At 72.5% G+C, this 16,394-nt stretch carries 13 protein-coding genes; 8 read left to right on the plus strand and 5 right to left on the minus strand.

Annotated features, from left to right (window positions below; all coding sequences use genetic code 11):
- Nucleotides 1-31 precede the first annotated feature (31 nt).
- Complete coding sequence (locus tag CLT72_RS02925; RefSeq protein WP_101409392.1) at nt 32-649, minus strand: TetR/AcrR family transcriptional regulator; 618 nt, start codon at nt 647-649, stop codon at nt 32-34.
- A 108-nt stretch (nt 650-757) separates the two neighbouring features.
- On the opposite strand from CLT72_RS02925, the gene CLT72_RS02930 reads away from it, so the two are divergent.
- A complete protein-coding gene (locus tag CLT72_RS02930) occupies nt 758-1,225 on the plus strand; it encodes a MarR family winged helix-turn-helix transcriptional regulator (protein ID WP_250101119.1) in 468 nt (155 codons plus the stop codon).
- A complete protein-coding gene (locus tag CLT72_RS02935) occupies nt 1,222-2,862 on the plus strand; it encodes an MDR family MFS transporter (protein WP_101409393.1) in 1,641 nt (546 codons plus the stop codon). Before CLT72_RS02930 ends, CLT72_RS02935 begins: the two co-directional genes overlap by 4 nt.
- A 143-nt stretch (nt 2,863-3,005) precedes the next feature.
- On the opposite strand, the gene CLT72_RS02940 is transcribed toward CLT72_RS02935, so the two are convergent.
- Nucleotides 3,006-3,872, minus strand: coding sequence for a hypothetical protein (locus CLT72_RS02940; RefSeq protein ID WP_101409394.1), 867 nt, complete (start codon nt 3,870-3,872; stop codon nt 3,006-3,008).
- A 396-nt stretch (nt 3,873-4,268) separates the two neighbouring features.
- On the minus strand, nt 4,269-5,363 hold the full coding sequence (locus CLT72_RS02945; protein ID WP_101409395.1) for a cellulose binding domain-containing protein: 1,095 nt from the start codon (nt 5,361-5,363) through the stop codon (nt 4,269-4,271).
- 269 nt (nt 5,364-5,632) lie between these two features.
- On the opposite strand from CLT72_RS02945, the gene CLT72_RS02950 reads away from it, so the two are divergent.
- Complete coding sequence (locus CLT72_RS02950; RefSeq protein WP_101409396.1) at nt 5,633-6,868, plus strand: S8 family peptidase; 1,236 nt, start codon at nt 5,633-5,635, stop codon at nt 6,866-6,868.
- Between the two features lie 226 nt (nt 6,869-7,094).
- Nucleotides 7,095-8,552, plus strand: a complete 1,458-nt coding sequence (locus CLT72_RS02955; protein WP_101409397.1) for a cellulase family glycosylhydrolase — start codon at nt 7,095-7,097, stop codon at nt 8,550-8,552.
- Between the two features lie 140 nt (nt 8,553-8,692).
- On the opposite strand, the gene CLT72_RS02960 is transcribed toward CLT72_RS02955, so the two are convergent.
- Nucleotides 8,693-9,253 carry a GNAT family N-acetyltransferase gene (locus CLT72_RS02960; RefSeq protein ID WP_101409398.1) on the minus strand — a complete coding sequence of 187 codons (561 nt, stop codon included), beginning with the start codon at nt 9,251-9,253 and terminating at the stop codon, nt 8,693-8,695.
- Complete coding sequence (locus tag CLT72_RS02965) at nt 9,250-11,319, minus strand: penicillin acylase family protein (protein ID WP_101409399.1); 2,070 nt, start codon at nt 11,317-11,319, stop codon at nt 9,250-9,252. Before CLT72_RS02965 ends, CLT72_RS02960 begins: the two co-directional genes overlap by 4 nt.
- 98 nt (nt 11,320-11,417) lie before the next feature.
- Between CLT72_RS02965 and CLT72_RS02970 the strand changes: the two genes are divergently transcribed.
- The 4 genes from CLT72_RS02970 (at nt 11,418) to CLT72_RS02985 (ending at nt 16,390) form a co-directional block, all read left to right on the plus strand.
- Nucleotides 11,418-12,128: a siderophore-interacting protein gene (locus CLT72_RS02970; RefSeq protein WP_101409400.1), complete on the plus strand. Its 711-nt coding sequence runs from the start codon at nt 11,418-11,420 to the stop codon at nt 12,126-12,128.
- Nucleotides 12,125-13,366: an MFS transporter gene (locus CLT72_RS02975; protein ID WP_101409401.1), complete on the plus strand. Its 1,242-nt coding sequence runs from the start codon at nt 12,125-12,127 to the stop codon at nt 13,364-13,366. Before CLT72_RS02970 ends, CLT72_RS02975 begins: the two co-directional genes overlap by 4 nt.
- A 140-nt stretch (nt 13,367-13,506) precedes the next feature.
- Nucleotides 13,507-15,063: a pyridoxal phosphate-dependent decarboxylase family protein gene (locus tag CLT72_RS02980; RefSeq protein ID WP_101409402.1), complete on the plus strand. Its 1,557-nt coding sequence runs from the start codon at nt 13,507-13,509 to the stop codon at nt 15,061-15,063.
- 28 nt (nt 15,064-15,091) lie between these two features.
- A complete protein-coding gene (locus tag CLT72_RS02985) occupies nt 15,092-16,390 on the plus strand; it encodes a lysine N(6)-hydroxylase/L-ornithine N(5)-oxygenase family protein (RefSeq protein ID WP_101409403.1) in 1,299 nt (432 codons plus the stop codon).
- Nucleotides 16,391-16,394: the final 4 nt, after the last annotated feature.

The raw sequence follows: 16,394 nt of genomic DNA on the forward strand, positions 1-16,394 counted from the left end.
CGGTGCGCGGCCGTGCCGTGTCCGTCCGGCGTCAGCCGGCCGTCTGCGGGGAGGGGGCGCCGGGCCGGGCGGAGGTGGCCTCGGCGAGCGCCGCTCGCAGGACGTCGAGCAGCGGCCCGTCGGGGTGGTCGATCCAGTGCTGGATGGCGACGCGCAGCGAGGCCAGGAAGGTCGCCGCGAGGACGCGGGACCGCAGTACCCGGTCGGGGCCCGTGAGCCGGTGGGCGATGTCGTCGGCGAGTTCGCGCTCGATGGCGGTGTACGCCGCGACCTGGTGCGCGACGAGGCCCGGGTGCCCGCGTAGCTGACGGCGGTGCAGCAGCCAGGAGGGCGGGGCGTTGCCGTACGCCTCGACGGCGAGGCGTTCGGCGGCCCCGCTGAGCGCGGCCCACGGCGGCGCGTCGGCCGGCTGGCGGCGGACCAGTTCCAGCAGCCGGCGCAGCCGCACCGCGTCGCCGTGGAAGATCGCCTCCTCCTTGCTGGAGAAGTAGTTGGAGAACGTCCGGCGCGAGACGTTCGCGGCGTCGGCGACGGCCTCCACGGTGACGCGGTCGAGCCCGTGCTCGGTGGCGAGGCGCAGGGCGGCCTCGTGCAGGGCGAGGCGGGTGGCCGCCTTCTTGCGTTCCCGCAGCCCGCTGGTCTCCTCCATGGCGACAGCCTACGGGGCCGTGATTCAGTTCTCATCGGGCAAACTTGCACTCCGGGCAAGATCGGCAGATGCTTGTGTGCGGCAACCATCTGGTCAGGGGAGGGCAGCGTGGAGAACGCCGGTCGCGAACTCGGTACGAGGCTCTCCGAGCTGGTCCGCAGCGTGCGGCTGATCAGGCGGCAGCGGGCCGATGTCCGGCCGGCCGTGCCGATCGGCCTGGCCGGTCTCCTCATGCAGATCGAGCGGCTGCCCGCCGACTGCCACGCCCGCGAGTTGGCCGCCCGCAGCGGACTGGACCCGTCGACCGTCAGCCGCTCCATCGCCTCGCTCGTCAGCCACGGGCTGGTCGAGCGGCGCGCCGACCCCGCCGACAAGCGGGCCAGCCTGCTGACCGTCACCCCGGCCGGGCGGGCCGCCCTGACCGACACCTACGACTGGTACGGCCGGATCCTCGCCACCGCGCTCGCCGACTGGACCCCGACGGAGGTGGCGGCGTTCGCCGCCGCCCTCGGCCGGTTCACCCGCGACGTCGAGACCGCCCTCGGACACCACGACAACCTGGAGGCCGCGCGATGAGCGCACCCACCACCACGGCCGGCGACGCGCCGATGACACATCGGCAGACGCTGGAGGCCCTCAGCGGCCTGCTGCTGGTGCTGTTCGTCGCGATGCTCAGCGGCACCGTCGTCTCGACGGCGCTGCCGAAGATCATCGGAGCGTTGAACGGGTCGCAGACCCAGTACACCTGGGTGGTCACCGCCACCCTGCTCACCGCGACCGCGACCACCCCGGTGTGGGGCAAGCTCGCCGACCTGTTCAACAAGAAGCTGCTGGTCCAGATCGCCATCGTCGTCTTCCTGGTCGGCTCGGTGATCGCCGGCTTCGCCCAGACCGCCGGCCAGCTCATCGCCGCCCGCGCGTTCCAGGGCATCGGCGTCGGCGGCCTCCAGGCCCTCGTCCAGGTCGCCATCGCCGCGATGATCCCGCCCCGGGAGCGCGGCCGGTACAACGGCTACCTCGGCGGCGTCATGGCGGTGGCGACGGTCGGTGGTCCGCTGCTGGGCGGGCTCATCGTCGACACGTCCTGGCTCGGCTGGCGCTGGTGCTTCTTCGTCGGGGTCCCCGTCGCCGCCATCGCGCTGGTCCTGCTCCAGTTCACCCTGCGCCTGCCGACGGTCCGCCGGGAGAACGTCAAGATCGACTACCTGGGCGCGACCCTGATCGCCGCCGGCGTCAGCGTGCTGCTCATCTGGATTTCCTTCGTCGACGACTCGTTCGCCTGGCTCTCCTGGCAGTCCGCCGCCATGGTGGGCGGCTCGGTGGCGCTGCTCGCCCTGGCCGTGTGGGTGGAGTCCCGGGCCGAGGAACCGGTCGTCCCACTCGACCTCGTCCGGCAGCGGACCACCGCCCTGGCCATCCTGGGCAGTCTGGCGGTCGGCATGGCGATGTTCGGCGGCGCCGTCTTCCTCGGGCAGTACTTCCAGATCGGCCGTGGCTACAGCCCCACGGAGGCCGGGTTGCTCACCATCCCGATGATGGCCGGCGTCCTCGGCTCGTCGATCATCGCCGGCGGGCTGATCACCCGGACCGGGAAGATCAAGCCGTACATCGTCTTCGGCGCGATCGTGCTCGTCATCGGGTTCGCCCTGCTCGGCACCATCGACCACGAGACCTCGCTGGTGCTGGTCGGCGCCGCCATGTTCATCGTCGGCGTCGGGGTCGGCATGACGATGCAGAACCTCGTGCTCGCCGTGCAGAACACCGTCTCGCTGCGGGACATCGGCGCGGCCAGCTCGACCGTCGCCTTCTTCCGCTCGCTCGGCGGCACCATCGGCGTCTCGGTGCTCGGCGCGGTCCTCGCCCGGCGGGTCACCGACCAGATCACCACCGACCTCTCCGCCGCCGGCATCCCCACCTCGGGCAGCGCGGGCGCGGGCAGCCTGAACCTCGACGCCATGCCCGCCGCCGTCCAGCAGATCGTGCGCACGGCGTACGGGGACGCCACCGGCCACATCTTCCTCATCTCCGCCGCCATCGCCGTCGTCGGCGTCATCGCCGCGGTCCTGCTGAAGCCGGTCGGCCTGCGCAGCAGCCTGGACCTGCCCGACCCGGCCAGGTCGACGGCCGTGGGCGCCGACGCCGTCGACGGCGCTCCCGCCTTCGACCAGGTGACCGGGGACGCCCCCGTACGCGAGGTGCCGGCCCGCCGCTGACGGGCCCGCCGCGCGTACGACTCGGGGCCGCCACCGTCGCGCGACGGTGGCGGCCCCGACCGGCGCTGCCGGACCGCCCTCGTGGGAAGACGACGGTGGGGAGGGACGCCGCCGCGTCCCTCCCCACACCGTGCGCGGACCGCTCAGGACAGGAACTTGTCCAGGGCGGCCTCGATGCTGCCGGAGTCCGGCGCCGCGTGCGACTTCATGGTGGTCTTGTTGTACGAGATGAAGCTCGGGCAACGCGCCGCCGGGGCGGTGATGGTGCCGCCGTCGCCGATCTTCTCGCCGGTCTTCGCGGCGTAGAAGGTCAGGGTGTAGCGCGACGAGATGTAGTCGATGGTGACCTGCTTGCCCGCGCTGTCCTTGTACTGGCACTTCTTCGGCGCGCCCTCGCTGCCTTCCACGAACTTCAGGCAGCCGACCACCGACACCGTCTCGAAGTCGGCGCTCTTGGCGTAGTAGGGCTTGTTCGAGGCGACCGACTTCGTCGACCAGAAGTTCGGCCGGTCGGGGTTGTTCGAGAACGTGTACGCCTTGGCACCGGTCGGGCCGTTGTAGGGGGCCGCGTTCAGGATCTGGCCACCCTCGCAGACGTTCGACAGGTCGCTGGAGTAGCGGGCGGTCACCGCGTTGTTGTTCGGCTCCTGCGTCTCCTGCTGCCCCGGCGTGGGGGAGGCGTCGGTGCCCGGGGTGCCGCTGGCATCGGGGCCGGCGCTGGGGCCGGCGGTCGCGACCGTGATGGGCTCGTCGTCGTCACTGTTGACCAGGATGAGGCCGATGCCCGCGCCGCAGATGGCGAGCACGAGGACCACCGCGCCGGCGACCAGCCCGATGATCAGGCCCTTGTTCGACTTCTTCGGCGGCGGGAAGGGGGCACCGAACTGCGGCGCCTGCGCTGGCTGCCCGTATCCCGGGTACCCGCCCTGCTGCGGAGCCGGCGGCCCGCTCCAGGGGGTGACGTTCGGGTCAGGCTGCTGCCCTCCGTACGGAGGGTAACTGTCGCTCATGTGAAGCCCTTATCGCTGTCGACGTGTGCCCAGGCACGGGATCAAGGATCAGGGTAGTGAGCGCCGCAAATTGCGACGACGGGCGGCTGAACCAGCGGGGAGTCGCCATCCCACGTCGACGGCGACGCAGGTGACTCTGCGTGCGAGTTACGGCTCGGTACGTGTAGAGGTGTCGGATCGCCCCGGATTTGTCGACGGCGGGGATCCGGGCCGCCGGAAGGGAATTCCGTTGTGCGGCCGGCGGTTTGGGCCGCCGGCGCCGCCGAAGGTGGATCTGTGACGAAGATCACTCACTGTCGGGCCGAGATGTGGGCGACACCGGTGCCGCCGCCGCCCCGCCGGGGTGGCCGGACGCCTTCCGCGGTGTCCGGACCGCCCCTGACGGGTGCGTACGGGTCAGGTGGCCGTGCAGCTCACCGGCCCCGTGCTGGCGCCTCCCGAGGTGCTGGCGAGGAAGCCGAAGGTGGCCTGCGCGCCGGGAGCGAGGTCGCCGTTCCAGTCGACGTCACCGGCGGTCACCTCGGCTCCGCTCTGCGTCAGCCGGGCGTTCCAGGACTGGCTGATCCGCTGGTCGTCGGTGAATGAGAAGCGGACGGTCCAGCCGGAGACCGGCGTGGCGCCGGAGTTGCGTACGGTCACCTCGCCCTGGAAGCCGCCCTGCCACTGGCCCACCACCCGGTAGCTCGCGGTGCAGCCGGTGGCCGGGCCGCTGGGCGTGGGCGAGGGGCTGGCGGTGGGCGTCGGGCTGGCGGTGGGCGTCGGGATGGCGCCGCCCAGCGCCTCGGTCAGCGCCGGGTACCACCGGGCGGCCATCTTCTGGTCGCCGGACGCGTTCGGGTGCACGCCGTCGTAGGTGTCGGTGGCCGTGCTGAACCCGGCCCACTGGTCGACCACCACCACCGGCGAGGTCGGGGTGGAGACCGTCGCCGCCCAGCCGTCGATCGCGTCGTTGAGGGCCATCACCCGCTGGCCGCACTCCGGGCACGTGGGCGGCGCCATGGGGATGATCTTCGCGACGAGGACCTTCATCGCCGGGTTGCTGGCCCGCATCTGCGCCACCAGTCGGCCGTACGCGGCGAGGATCGTGGCGGGCGCGACGGCGCTCCACACGTCGTTGGTGCCGAAGTGCATCAGGACGATGTCGGGCCGGGTGGCGGCGAGCCAGCCCGGCAGCAGGTTCTGGTTGGCCACGGTGGTCACCAGGTAGCCGCCGTGTCCCTCGTTGTCGCCGTCGTAGGGCTGGCCGCAGCCCTGCGGGCCGAGCGTCCCGACGAAGTCGACGTCGGTGTGGCCGGTGGCCTGGAGGCGGTTCCAGAGCACGGAGCGCCAGCAGCCGGGCGAGCCGGTGATCGAGTCGCCCAGCGGCATCACCCGTGCCGGTGCGGCGGCCGCCGGCTGGGCGGGGGAGGGGGCGGTGAACCCGACGACGAGGGCGAGGGGGATCGCCGCCAGCGCGGCGAGCAGGGCGTGGAGCAGGGGCCTTCGGTGCATGGTGGAGGAACTCCTGTCACAGGTCGAGGTGCGAGGTGTGACGGCCCGGTGCTCCCTGGGGCAGTCAACCAGGAAAGTCGACGTGTCTCAATTGAATCTCGCCTCACGCAAGGCATTCACGAATTCTTTTCTCAACATCGTCCTCACATCGTGAACATCAACAAAATTTACGACTATGAATGTTGCGGCTAAGGTTTGCTCATCGTCCAGACCGCTCGTCGGGTGCGCCACGAGCCACCCGGCGGCCACCACAGTAGGAGGACCGGGAGATGACACTCCCTCGCACTCATCGGCGTACCCTCGCCGCTGCGGCCAGCGTGTTCGCCAGCGCCGCCATGGTCACCACCATGCTCGGCGCGCCGGCGGCGGCCTCGGCCACCGGCGAGATCCTCAGCGCCGGTGGCGCGACTGCCGTAGCCGACAGCTACATCGTGGTACTCAAGGACACCAGCGTCGGCGGCCGTGCCGGCACCCGGCAGGGCGAGGTGAAGAGCACCGCCGGCTCGCTCGCCGCCCGCTTCGGCGGCAGCGTCGGGCACGTCTACGGTGACGCGCTCAACGGCTTCGAGGTGAAGCTCTCCGAGCGGGCCGCCAAGCGCCTCGCCGCGCACCCCGACGTCGCCTACGTCGAGCAGAACCACACGGTGTCGCTCGCGGCCACCCAGAGCAACCCGCCGTGGGGCCTGGACCGCATCGACCAGCGGCCCCTCCCGCTCAGTCGCACCTACACCTACAACAGCAGCGGCACCGGCGTGACGGCGTACATCATCGACACCGGCATCCGGACCAGCCACAACGACTTCGCCGGTCAGGCCGTCGACGGCTACGACGCGGTCGACAACGCGCTGCCGGCTGCCGACTGCAACGGCCACGGCACGCACGTCGCGGGCACCGTCGGCGGCAACACCTACGGCGTGGCGAAGAACGTCCGGCTGGTGGGCGTGCGGGTGCTCAACTGCCAGGGCAGCGGCACCTGGGCGCAGGTCATCGCCGGTATCAACTGGGTGACCTCGAACCACCAGGCGGGCCAGCCGGCGGTGGCGAACATGAGCCTCGGCGGCTCCTACAACGCCTCCCTGAACACCGCGGTGGCGAACTCGATCGCCGACGGCGTCACCTACGCGGTGGCCTCCGGCAACTCGAACGCCAACGCCTGCAACTTCTCGCCGGCCTCCGTGCCGACGGCGCTGACCGTCAACGCCTCGCAGAGCAACGACGCGCGGGCCTCGTTCTCCAACTGGGGCACCTGCACCGACATGTTCGCCCCGGGCGTGGGCGTCCTGTCGGCCTGGTACAACAGCAACACCGCCACCAACACCATCAGCGGCACCTCGATGGCGTCGCCGCACGTCGCCGGCGCGGCGGCCCGGGTGCTCAGCGTCTACCCGAGCTGGACGCCCGCCCAGGTGCACTCGTACCTGGTCGGCCAGGCCACCACGAACGTGATCACCAACCCGGGCACCGGTTCCCCGAACCGCCTGCTCTACCTGGCTCCCACGTTCTGACCGACACCGTCGGCACACCGGCCCCGGGGCGCATGCGCCCCGGGGCCGGTGCGTGTGCACACGTCGACATGCGTCCATGTTGCGGGGAGCGGGCGGCCCGCCTAGGCTGCCGTCAATGGGAGCGCTCCCGGCCCCGTGGGCAGGGTGTCCGCGAGCCTCCCCACCGGACGATCCGCCGTCGGACCGCCGGCACCCCCACCACCCCCTCGGAAGCGAAGGCACCCGCATGAAGCTCCCTGCGCGCCCGTCCCGGCGCACCCTGCTCATGGCCGGCGCGGTCGGCGCGCTGACCGTCGCGGCGTCAGCCGCCGTCCCGCCCGCCGACGCCCAGGCCGCCACCGGCTGCGCCGTCACCTACACGACCAGCAGCTGGACCGGTGGCTTCACCGCCAACATCACGATCAAGAACCTCGGCGACGCGGTCGACGGGTGGACGCTCGGCTTCGCCTTCCCCGACGCCGGCCAACGGGTCGGCCAGGGCTGGTCGGCGACCTGGAGCCAGGCCGGCGCCGCCGTCACCGCCCGCAGCGTGAGCTGGAACGGCGCGCTGGCGACCGGCGCGTCGACCAGCATCGGGTTCAACGGCACCTGGAGCGCCGCCAACCCCGCGCCGACGGCGTTCACCCTCAACGGCACCGCCTGCACCGGCGCGACCACGCCGACCACTCCGCCGCCCCCCACCACGCCCCCGCCCCCCACCCCGCCGCCGACCACCCCGCCTCCCACGACCCCGCCGCCGGGCGGGCAGACGCCGGTCGCGATCAACGGCCAGCTGCGGGTGTGCGGGGTCAACCTGTGCAACCAGTACGGCCGGCCGATCCAGCTGCGGGGCATGAGCACCCACGGCATCCAGTGGTTCGCCCGCTGCTACAACGACGCCTCACTGGACGCGCTCGCCGACGACTGGCGGGCCGACCTGCTGCGCATCGCCATGTACGTCCAGGAGGACGGCTACGAGACCGACCCGGCCGGGTTCACCAATCGGGTCAACGCCCTCGTCGACGAGGCCGAACAGCGGGGCATGTACGCGCTGATCGACTTCCACACCCTGACCCCGGGCGACCCGACGTACAACCTCGACCGGGCCAAGACGTTCTTCGCCGCCGTCTCGGCCCGCAACGCCGCCAAGAAGAACGTCATCTACGAGATCGCCAACGAGCCCAACGGCGTCAGCTGGGCGACCATCAAGAGCTACGCCGAGCAGGTCATCCCGGTGATCCGCGCCAACGACCCGGACGCGGTGGTCGTGGTCGGCACCCGCGGCTGGTCGTCGCTGGGCGTCTCCGACGGCTCGAACGCCAACGAGGTCATCGACAACCCGGTGAACGCCGCCAACGTCATGTACACGTTCCACTTCTACGCCGCGTCGCACCGGGACAACTACCGCGCCGAGGTGGAGCGGGCCGCCGCCCGGCTGCCGCTGTTCGTCACCGAGTTCGGCACGGTGGACTACACCGGCGACGGTGGGGTGGACGTCGCCAGCAGCAACGCCTGGATCGACCTGCTGGACCGTCTGAAGATCAGCTACGCGAACTGGACCTACTCGGACAAGGCCGAGGGCAGCGCCGCGCTGCGGCCGGGCACCTGCGCCGGGAGCACCTACACCGGCCCGGGCGTGCTGACCGAGTCTGGCGCCCTCATCCGTGACCGCATCCGTACGCCGGACAACTTCCCCACCGCCTGATCCCGCTCCCGCGCGAGGCCCCGCCGCACCCGGCGGGGCCTCGGCGTGCTCGTCTGCGCGAGGCGCCGGCCGGCGGAGCATCCACCCGCGGGACCCTGTCGAGCTGATGTCGTGGACGATCCACCGGTCGCACCACACCCTCAGGCGGGTACGGCGTGGTCCGACTCGAACCGCTCGCGGGTCAGGAACGCCAGCTGGGCCCGCTTGTCGGGCATGTCGATCTCGTCGGCGAAGGTGAAGCCCTCCCGCCGCAGCCGCTCCAGCGCGCGCTCGTTGCGGACGTCGGGCTCGACGACGATCCGCAGCCGGGTGGGATCGGCGAACAGGAAGCGGGCCAGGGCCGGCCCGATGGCCGTGGTGAGGCCCTTGGGCGGGCGCCTGCCGGGGGCGAGCAGCAGGTGCATCCCGACGTCGCCGGGCCGCACGGGGTAGCGCTCGCCGACCGGATCCGCCTCCGGCTGGTACGTCTGGAACAGGCCGACCGGCGTGCCGTCGAGCATGATCAGGTACGCGTGGTGGGTGGCGAGGCTGTCGACGAACTCGTAGATCTCGCGCACCTCGTCGACCGTGTGCGAACCCATGCCCCAGAACGCCGCCCGGGGCTCGGTCACCCAGGCGTGCACCAGCTCCGCGTGGGCCTTCGGGTCCAGCGCGACGAGCGACAGCTCGCCGAAGCCGGCAATCTTCTCCTGGTACGTCACGGTGTCGCGTCTCCTGCTTCTCGGGTGAGTTCACGCCAGTCGGTGACCACCGGAACCAGCTCGCCGCCGGCCCACAGTGGCAGTTGGTCGTCGAAGTGCGGGTCGCCGGGTCGCCCGGACGCGCCGAAGGGAACCACCCAGCGGCTGTTCCCGGGGTCGGTGAGGTCCCACACGTAGCGGGCCACCGGGCCCCGCCAGCACGCGTCGGACACGCCGGGCACACTCGACGTGGCCAGCACGCAGTCGGCGTCGCCGCCCAGCGCGACCCGCTCGCGCATGCCGCGTACCGCCTCGTCGACGGCCGCCGCCACGCCGAGGTGGACGGGGTGCAGCACGTGCCGCCGGCCCCACGGCGCCGGCGGGTCGCCCGCCGCGACGTCCTCGAGCGCCCCGGCCGCCACCGGCCCGACGTCGCCGCCGAGGCGGTGCAGCCCGGTGGCCACCCCGTCCAGGGCGTGGCCGACGCGCGACAGCGGATCGGTCCACGGCGCGAAGAGGCCGTCGAACGCGCTCGGGGCGTCGCGCAGCGGGCGCAGGCAGGGGTGGTCGTACAGGCGGCGGGCCAGGGCCGCGCGCCAGGCGGCCCAGGCGCCGGCGTCGGCGCTGTCGGCGCGCATCTGCCCGTCCCACGCGGTCAGCCGCTCGCGCAGACGCCGCGCCGGCCCGCTGAGCGCGACCGGGTCGACCCGGTCCAGCACGCCCCGCAGCGTCGCGGCCTCCAGCCGGGTGTCCATGTGTACGGCCTCCGCCCGGGCGCCCTCGGCGAGCAGGGCGCGGATGCGGCGGGCCCGGTGCGGCGGGGCGAAGCCGGCGCCGAGGTCCGCCACGTCGGGGCGGCGGTCGTTGGCGCAGACGGCCGGCCCGTCGACGACGGTGCGGCGCGGCTCGGCGTAGCCGCCGTGCCAGCCGTAGCGCGCGTCGTCGCCCGGCACCGGCTCGCGGCGGCACCGGTCGTCGCGCAGCGGGACGAGCCCGGCGACGAGCTGGCGGACCGCCCCGTGCCGGTCGGCGACGAGGACGCTGTTGACCGGCTCGACCCAGTCGCGCAGCGCGTCGGCCACGTCGTCGGCGCTGCGGGCCCGCAGCAGCGGCAGCAGCGCGTCGAAGCCGAGGCGCTGCTCGACGCGGCTGGGCACGCGCAGGCTGATCGCCTCGCCGGTGCCCCGGTCGTGGTCGACGACGGGCCCGCGCGGTGTCTCGATCACCTCGACGGTCTCCGCCTCGCCGCCGCGGACCTCGACGCGCTCGACGTGCCGGCGTGCCGGCGCCCAGCCGTCCGCCTCGCGGACCAGGACCACGTCGCCGTCGTGGCGCAACCGTTCCCGGTAGAGGTCCTGGTAGTCGGCCATGGCGTTGGTGACGGCCCAGGCGACCTCGCCGGTGTGCCCGAAGTGGGGCAGGCCGGGGACCCCGGGGAAGGCGAAGCCGAACACGTCGAACTCGGGGCAGGCCAGGCGCACCTGCTGGTAGATGCCGGGCAGTTCCAGGATGCGGTGCGGGTCGCCGGCGATGACGGGCGCCCGCCCGGAGGCGGGGTCGGCGGGCAGGGCCCAGGCGTTGCTGCCAGACCCGCCCGGCCCTTCGACGGCGAACAGGTCGACAGCCGCCGGGCCGAGGGTGGCGGCGACGTGGGCGTGCCACAGCTTGTTGGGGAAGGTGGAGAAGAGCACGTGCTGGACGAGGAAGACCCCCAGCGGCGACCACGGCCGCCACCGGCCCGGGGCGCAGCCGGCCGCCGCGAACTCCGGTGCCGCCGCGGCCCCCTCGGCCAGCCCCTCGTTGACCCCGTCGACGTAGGCGGTGACCCACCGCCGGGTGTCGGGGGCGAGCCGCTCGAAGCAGCGCCGGGCGGTGTCGTCGAGACGGGCCCGGCGGGCGAAGCGGTCCCAGCCCAGCTCGGCGGGGCCGACGTGCTCGGCGAGCCGACCCTCGGAGCGCCACCGCTCCACTTCGATCTGCCAGGCCCGGTCGAGGGCGGCGACCCGCCCCTGCAGCCGGGCGAGCCCGTCGACGTCGTCGGCGCGCAGGTGGGGGATCCCCCACCGGTCGCGATGGATGCCGGTCATCGTCGCGCCTTGCGGAGGGGCGCTCGGCCCACCTGCCACAGGAATGTCAACTTAGGCTACCCTCCCCTAACTGAGGCGAACCTTACCTGGAGGGGTGCGTGAAGCGAAACTGGGAAGCCCTGGTGCTCAAGGCGATGGGCGGCCGCGACTTCCGGCTGACCGTGCTCGGCACGGAGTCCGTCGGTGAGCACTACCGCCGACTGCGCATGGACGGCGGCGGGCTGCTGGAGGCGTGCGGTGTGCACCCCACCATGTGGGTACGGCTGTGGTTCGACAACGACGGCAAGCCCCACCAGCGCGCGTACACCATCGTCGACCCGGACCCGGAGACCGGCCGGTTCGACCTGGAGTTCGCCATCCACGACGGGTGCGCCGCCCGGTGGGCCGCCGCCGCGCAGGTCGGTGACACCATCGACGCCACCGTGCAGGGCACCGGGTTCAGCCTGCCGGACCCCGCCCCGCGACACCTGTACCTGGTCGGCGACGCCGCCTCGCTCCCGGCGGTGAACAGCCTGCTCGCCGCAGCCCCCGACGTCCCGGCGACGGTCTGGCTGGAGTACGCCCACGAGGGCGAGAAGGAGTTGGCGCCGCGCGCCGCGGCCCCGCACGACGTCAACTGGGTGCCGCGCCGCGACGACGGGCGGCACCTGGTCGAGACCGTCTGCGCGGCCCTGCCCGCCGCCGAGGACGCCCACTACTGGGTGGCCTGCGAGGCGGCCAGTACGCGCGGCATCGCCAAGCACGTACGACGCAACCTCGGCGTCGGCAAGCACCAGCTCACCTCGCTGGCCTACTGGAGCGCCAGGTGAGGGGTCGGCTCGGCACCCTGACCGCGCTCTACGTCACGCAGTACCTCGGCATCGGCTTCATCACCGTCGGGCTGACCGCCATCCTGCGTGACGGCGGCACCTCCCTCGACACGCTGGCGCTGTTGCAGTTCGTCGGCCTGGTCTGGCCGATCAAGTTCCTCTGGGCGCCCCTGATCGACCGGTACGGTTCCCGCCACCGCGGCCACTACCGGTCCTGGCTGGTGGTGCTCCAGGGCGGCATGGTGCTGGCCCTGCTGGCCCTGCTGCCGTTCGACCGACCGGCCGGGCAGCTCGGCCCGGTCGTGGCGATCTGCGTCGCGTACGTGTTCCTCTCCGCCACGCAGGACATCGCCGTCGACGCCGTCGCCGTCCGGCTGCTCTCCGAGCGCTCGCGGGGGACCGGCAACGGCATCCAGGTCGCCGCGAGCTACGTCGGCAACCTGCTCGGCGGCGGCGCCTGCGTGGTCGTCTACGACCGGTTCGGCTGGGTGCCCGCGATCCTGCTGCTCGCCGCCCTGACCGCCGTCGGGCTGCTGGTGGTGTGGCGGTTCCGGGAGCCGGAGCGCACCGACCGCGTCGCCAGCGCCGGCGCGGCGTACCGGGCGCTGCTGTCGGTGCTGGGCCAGCCGGGCTGCCGGTGGTGGACCTTCGGCGTGGTGCCGCCGGTCTACATCGGCGCAGGCGCGACGTACGCCCTCGTGACGCCCGCCCTGGTGGACGCGGACTGGTCCCTGGCGCGCATCGGCGTGGTTACCGGCGTGGTGACCAGCCTGCCGGCCATCGTGGCCGGTCTGCTCGCCGGGGCCGCGATCGGCCGGTTCGGGCGCGGCCGCGTCCTCGTGGCCGGGGGAGTGGCGCTCGCGCTCTCCACGGCGATGCTGCTGCCGCTGATGAACGGCCGGGCCCCGCTCGCCGGGACGGTTGCCGCGCTCTGCTGCTTCATGGCCGCCTACACGATCGCCAACGTCGTGCTCTACACGGTGAACATGGACTATTCCCGCCCCGGCACGGGCGGTACGGACTTCACCGTGCTGTCGTCGTTCGGGCTGGTCTGCTCCTTCGTGGCGGCCTCCGTGGCGCTGGCGGCGGCCGAGGTGTTCGGCTACCCGGTGGTCGCCGTGGCTGCCGTCGTCCTGGTGGCGCTCGGCGTCGCGCTGGGCCTCGGACACCAGCGGCGCTTCCGGCATCGATCCGGTGCGGCGCCGGGCGAGCGGGAGCTCGCGAAGGTGCCGGGCTGAGTGATGCAGCTCAATGTGGACGGCGATGTTGACACATCCTTAGGTTAGGGTAACCTAAGCTCGCTCGATCACCGACTGCGGGCGGGCGGTGACGTCCCGCCATTTCGCCCACGTCCATTCCCGACCGTTTGAGGACCCGCATGAGCCTGCCCGGATCCACCGTCCAGGTGCCTTCGACCGGGGTGACCCCCGGGTCCGACGGCGCCCGCGCCCACCTGTTCACCGCCGGCTCGGTCGAGGAATACCGGCGGGTGCTGGCCGAGGGGATCAGCCGGGTGGCGGCCCGGGTGAGCGAGGTGGACCGACCCTTCACGGGTGCGACGCCGGACGAGCTGGCGCCGCGGATCGCCGGCATCGACCTGGACCGGCCGCTGGGCGACAGCGGGGCCGCGCTCGACGAACTGCACGACGTCTACCTGCGCGACGCCGTCTACTTCCACCACCCCCGCTACCTGGCGCACCTCAACTGCCCGGTGGTGATCCCCGCGCTGCTCGGCGAGGCGGTGCTCAGCGCCGTCAACTCCTCGCTGGACACCTGGGACCAGAGCGCCGGCGGCACCCTGATCGAGCGCCGGCTCATCGACTGGACCGCCGACCGGATCGGCCTGGGACCCGCCGCCGACGGCATCTTCACCAGCGGCGGCACCCAGTCCAACCTCCAGGCGATGCTGCTGGCCCGGGAGGAGACCTGCGCCAGCCTGGTCGGCCGGGCGACCGAGCGGCAGTCCCGTCCGGAGCTGCTGTCCCGACTGCGCATCCTCACCTCGGCGGCCGGCCACTTCAGCGTGCAGAAGGCCGCCAAGCTGCTCGGCCTCGGCGCCGACGCCGTGATCACCGTGCCCACCGACGCCGACCGGCGGATGCGCACCGCCGACCTGGCCCGGGAGATCGCCCGGTGCCGGGAGGAGGGGCTGGTGGTGATGGCCGTCGTCGCCACCGGCGGCACCACCGACTTCGGCACCATCGACCCGCTGCCGCAGATCGCCGACATCTGCGCCGCCGCCGGCGTCTGGCTGCACGTCGACGCCGCGTACGGCTGCGGGCTGCTGGTGTCGCCGACCCGGCGGCACCTGCTCGACGGCATCGAGCGGGCCGACTCGGTCACCGTCGACTACCACAAGTCGTTCTTCCAGCCGGTCAGCTCCAGCGCGCTGCTGGTACGCGACCGGCGCGTGCTGCGGCACGCCACCTGGCACGCCGACTACCTCAACCCCGCGCGGATGGTCGAGCAGCGCATCCCCAACCAGGTCGACAAGAGCATCCAGACCACCCGCCGCTTCGACGCCCTCAAGCTCTGGCTGACCCTGCGGATCATGGGGCCGGACGCGATCGGCGCGCTCTTCGACGAGGTGATCGACCGCGCGGCCGCCGCGTGGCAACTGCTCACCGAGGACCCCCGCTTCGAGGTGGTCACCCGCTCGCAGTTGAGCACCGTGGTCTTCCGCTACCTGCCGGCCGCCGCCGGCCGGGAGGTCGTCGACGACGCCAACCTGTACGCCCGCGAGGCGCTGGCCGCCTCCGGCGCCGGCCTCGTCGCCGGCACCAAGGTCGACGGCGCGCACTACCTCAAGTTCACCCTGCTCAACCCCGAGACCACGCTGGACGACATCGCCCACGTCCTCGACCTCATCGCCGAACACGCCGGCTGGTACGCCCGGACCAGGGCCACCGCCGAGCTGTCCTGCCCCGTCGGCTGACGATCCGCCCCCCGCTCTGGAGAACCGCATGTCGACGCACGACTTCATCGCCGTCGGGCTGGGCCCGTACAACCTGGGCCTGGCCTGCCTGACCGAGCCGATCGACGAGCTCGACGGCATCTTCCTGGAGGCGCGGGACAGCTTCAGCTGGCATCCCGGGATGCTGCTGGAGTCGACCCGGCTCCAGACGCCGTTCATCGCCGACCTCGTCACGTTCGCCGACCCCACCTCGCCGTACTCCTTCCTGAACTACCTCAAGGAGTCCGGGCGGCTCTACCCGTTCTACATCCGGGAGAGCTTCTTCCCGCTGCGCAGCGAGTACGACGACTACTGCCGCTGGGCCGCCGGCAAGCTGGACAGCATCCGGTTCGGGCAGGAGGTCACGGCCGTCGGCTACGACCCGGCCGACGAGCACTACACCGTCACGGCCACGGTGGCGGCCACGGGGGAGTCGGTCACCTACCGGGCCCGGCACCTGGTGCTCGGCACCGGCACCCCGCCGTACGTGCCGGACGCCTGCGCGGACCTCGGCGGCGACATGATCCACAACTCGCGGTACCTGGAGCACCGGGCGGCGCTGCGCGCGAAGCGGAGCATCACCGTGATCGGCAGCGGGCAGAGCGCGGCCGAGATCTACCACGACCTGCTCGCCGACATCGACACGTGCGGCTACCAGCTCAACTGGGTGACCCGCTCGCCCCGGTTCTTCCCCCTCGAATACACCAAGCTCACCCTCGAGATGACCTCGCCGGACTACGTGGACTACTTCCACGCCCTGCCGGAGCCCACCCGCTACCGGCTGGAGTCCGAGCAGAAGGGGTTGTTCAAGGGCATCAACGCCGACCTCATCAACGAGATCTACGACCTGCTCTACGCCAAGAGCATCGCCGGCCCCGTCCGCACCCGGCTGCTGACCAACACCGAGCTGACCGCCGCCGCGTACGACGAGTCCGGCGGGACGTACACCCTCGACCTGCGCAACGTCGAGCAGGAGCGCGACGTCACGCTGGCCACCGAGGGCCTGGTGCTGGCCACCGGCTACCACTACCGCGTACCGCAGTTCCTGGAGCCGGTGCGCGAGCGCATCCGCTGGGACGCCCACGGGCGCTTCGACGTGGCCCGCAACTACAGCATCGACCACACCGGACGCGGCATCTTCCTGCAGAACGCCGGCACCCACGCGCACAGCGTCACCTCGCCCGACCTGGGCATGGGCCCCTACCGCAACTCCTGGATCATCCGGGAGCTGCTGGGCCGCGAGCACTACCCGATCGAGAAGGGCATCGCCTTCCAGGAGTTCGGCGTGCCGGCCGGGGCCGCGTCGTGACCGA

The sequence above is a fragment of the Micromonospora sp. CNZ309 genome (assembly GCF_002846525.1).

What these genes read in the sequence shown, in the direction of transcription:
- CLT72_RS02965 (WP_101409399.1), bottom strand. Translation starts at nt 11,319, where the DNA reads ATGACCGGCATCCATCGCGACCGGTGGGGGATCCCCCACCTGCGCGCC.
- CLT72_RS02985 (WP_101409403.1), top strand. Translation starts at nt 15,092, where the DNA reads ATGTCGACGCACGACTTCATCGCCGTCGGGCTGGGCCCGTACAACCTG.
- CLT72_RS02980 (WP_101409402.1), top strand. Translation starts at nt 13,507, where the DNA reads ATGAGCCTGCCCGGATCCACCGTCCAGGTGCCTTCGACCGGGGTGACC.
- CLT72_RS02940 (WP_101409394.1), bottom strand. Translation starts at nt 3,872, where the DNA reads ATGAGCGACAGTTACCCTCCGTACGGAGGGCAGCAGCCTGACCCGAAC.
- CLT72_RS02925 (WP_101409392.1), bottom strand. Translation starts at nt 649, where the DNA reads ATGGAGGAGACCAGCGGGCTGCGGGAACGCAAGAAGGCGGCCACCCGC.
- CLT72_RS02945 (WP_101409395.1), bottom strand. Translation starts at nt 5,363, where the DNA reads ATGCACCGAAGGCCCCTGCTCCACGCCCTGCTCGCCGCGCTGGCGGCG.
- CLT72_RS02950 (WP_101409396.1), top strand. Translation starts at nt 5,633, where the DNA reads ATGACACTCCCTCGCACTCATCGGCGTACCCTCGCCGCTGCGGCCAGC.
- CLT72_RS02935 (WP_101409393.1), top strand. Translation starts at nt 1,222, where the DNA reads ATGAGCGCACCCACCACCACGGCCGGCGACGCGCCGATGACACATCGG.
- CLT72_RS02955 (WP_101409397.1), top strand. Translation starts at nt 7,095, where the DNA reads ATGAAGCTCCCTGCGCGCCCGTCCCGGCGCACCCTGCTCATGGCCGGC.